At 71.0% G+C, this 2,711-nt stretch carries 1 protein-coding gene; it reads right to left on the bottom strand.

What is annotated here, in order from left to right; all coding sequences use genetic code 11:
- On the bottom strand, positions 1-2,711 hold a 2,711-nt coding region (locus IEZ13_RS45975; RefSeq protein ID WP_189285802.1), incomplete at both ends, for a condensation domain-containing protein.

Genomic DNA, 2,711 nt, shown 5'->3' with positions numbered 1-2,711 from the left:
CCCCCACCGAACCCGGCGGCACCAGACCCAGCGACTCATCCACCAGATACAGGCGGGCGCCGCCATACGGGCGGCCCAACACAGGCGACGGATGCGCGGCGATCTCCGCTACCGCCACCTCGACCGTCGTCTCCGCAGGCCCATAGGTGTTGTAGGCCGTCAGCGCGGGTTGCGATCGCAGGGCTCGCCACAGATCCGGCGGGCACGCCTCGCCACCGATCGCAATCAGCCGCGGCGGATACGGGGCGTCCAGTAGCCCCGCCTCGACCATCAACTGCACCTGCGACGTGGTCGCATCGATGACCTGAACCGCCCGATCCGGATCCCGCGCCCACGCCACCAAATCCCGCGGATCACGACCCGACGCCACCACCAGCGTGTGACCACCCAACAACGACAAAACCTGAGCGAGGAAGAAGTCCGAAATGAACGCCGACGACCCGGTCAGAACCCTGGCATGCTCCAGTCCGCCGCCGATCCGCGACGGCAACATCCGCTCAGCGAAACCGGCCAGACCGCCGTGCTCGACCATCACGCCCTTGGGCCGCCCGGTCGAGCCCGACGTGAACATGACGTACGCCAGATCCCGCGCACCCACCGTGGGGAGGACAGCGGCGCCATCGCCGTCAGGCGTCACCGACGGCCACGCGCACGGCTCCCGAGAGACCACCAGCACGGGCCCCGCATCCTGCACCATCGCGGCCAGCCGCAACGACGGCAGATCCGGGTCCAGCGGCAGGAAGGCGGCACCCGCCTTCCACACCGCCCACACCGCCACCACCGCGTCCGCACCCGGCCGCAGATGCAGACCCACCACATCACCACGGCTTACGCCGGCAGCTGCCAGACAGCGCGCCAATTCCTCACTGCGCGCATCAAGCCCAGCGAACGTCAAATACTCCCCGTCCGACTCCACCGCGACCACGTCCGGCCACAGTTCGGCGCGCTCCCGCAACAGCTCGTGGACCGGAGCGGCGAGGACCGGAACTCCCACATCGCCGGTCCACGGGACGATCCGCTCCCGCTCCGGGCCACTCGCGGCCAGAAGGTCCGACACCGATCCACCGACCGCCGCCAGCAGTTCCTCGAACGACCCCAGCAGACCTTGGGCCTCTCCGTCGGTGAGGATCCCGGGACCGAACTCCAGCGTCAGGTGGAGCCCTTCGGTCGTGCGGGTAGCGCTCAGGGACAGGTCGAAGTGGCTGTCGCTGCCCTCGATCGGCAGGCCGCGCACGGTAAGGCCGGTGGGCGGCGGGCCGTCGGTCCGGGATGCGCCGGCGGTGAAGGCGAACATGGTGCGGAACAGTGGGTTGACGCCGTCGGCGCGGTCGGGGGCGACCGCGCGCACCACATGCTCGAAAGGCGTCTCCTGGTGGGCGAACGCCGCCAGGACCACCGACCGGACCCGCCGCAGATGCGCCGGGAAGTCGTCGGCCGGATCGACCGTCACCCGCAACGCCAGGGTGTTGACGAAGAAACCCACCACCGGCGCCAGGTCAGGGTGCGAACGCCCGGACACCGGGATGCCGACCGTGATGTCCCGCTCACCGGAGCTGCGGGCGATCAGGAGGCAGTACACCGCCAGGAAGGCCATGAACTCCGTCGCGCCCGCTTCGGCACGAGCCTGGTCCAGGCCTTGCAGCCGGTCGGCCGGCACGAGCCGGGCACTCTCGCCGGGGGCGGCCGCGCGGGCGGCGTTCCGGTCCGGCCAGGCCGAGGTGGGTGCGTCTTCGAGCGTACGGCGCCAGAATGCGAGGTCCCGGTCGGCGCGGCTCGCCACCAGGTCGCGGTGCCAGGCCGCGTAGTCGGCGTAGCGGACCGCCAGCGGCGGCAACTCGGCGTCGCCGCCCGTGCGATACAGCTCCCACAGTTCACGTTCGAAGATGCCCATCGACCACTCGTCGACGGCGATGTGGTGTGCGACGAAGAGCACGACGTGCCGGTCCGGCGCCGTACGCCAGACGTTGACCCGCAGTATCGGCCCGGTGGTGAGATCGAACGGCTGCCGGGCCGCCCGCTCGACGAGCCCGGGGAGTGCGGCGTCGTCGGCGTCGTGCACCGTCAGGCCGGTCCGGCCCGCGACGCCGATCCGTTGCACGATCCGGCCGTCCGTGTCGAGGTGCAACGTGGTGCGGAGGGCGTCGTGGCGGGCGACGAGGGCGTCCACCGCCGAGGCCAGCGCCGCCGCGTCGAGTTCCCCGTGGATCTCGTGGCCCCACGGGACGTTGTATGCGGGGTTGTCCGGGGCGAGTTGCCAGAGGAACCATTGCCGCTCTTGCGCATGCGACGCGATCCCGGCCTGCTCGACCCGGGGGATGCGCTCGACCGCACCGCCGCCGTGCCGGTCGACCAACTCCGCCTGCGCCGCCACCGTCGGCCGGGCGAACACCTCATGCAACGCAACCTCGGCACCCAACTCCGCACTGACCCGCATGGTCAGCCGGATAGCCAGCAGAGAGTGTCCACCGAGAGCGAAGAAGTCATCGTGTACGCCGACCCGGTCGACGCCGAGGACGCTCTGCCAGACCGCCGCGATCCGCTGCTCGGTCTCCGTCCGCGGAGCCACCACGCCCCGCCGTGAAAGCTCCTCCGGCTCGGTCAGCGCCCGCCGATCGAGCTTGCCCCCGGCTGTCATCGGCAATGCCTCGACCGCTACCAGCACCGCCGGAACGGCCACCGCCGGCAACCGCGCCGCCAGATACTCCCGATCC

Source organism: Actinoplanes campanulatus, from assembly GCF_014647795.1.
Lineage (GTDB): Bacteria > Actinomycetota > Actinomycetes > Mycobacteriales > Micromonosporaceae > Actinoplanes > Actinoplanes campanulatus.
This window is presented reverse-complemented; position numbering and strand designations above follow the sequence as displayed.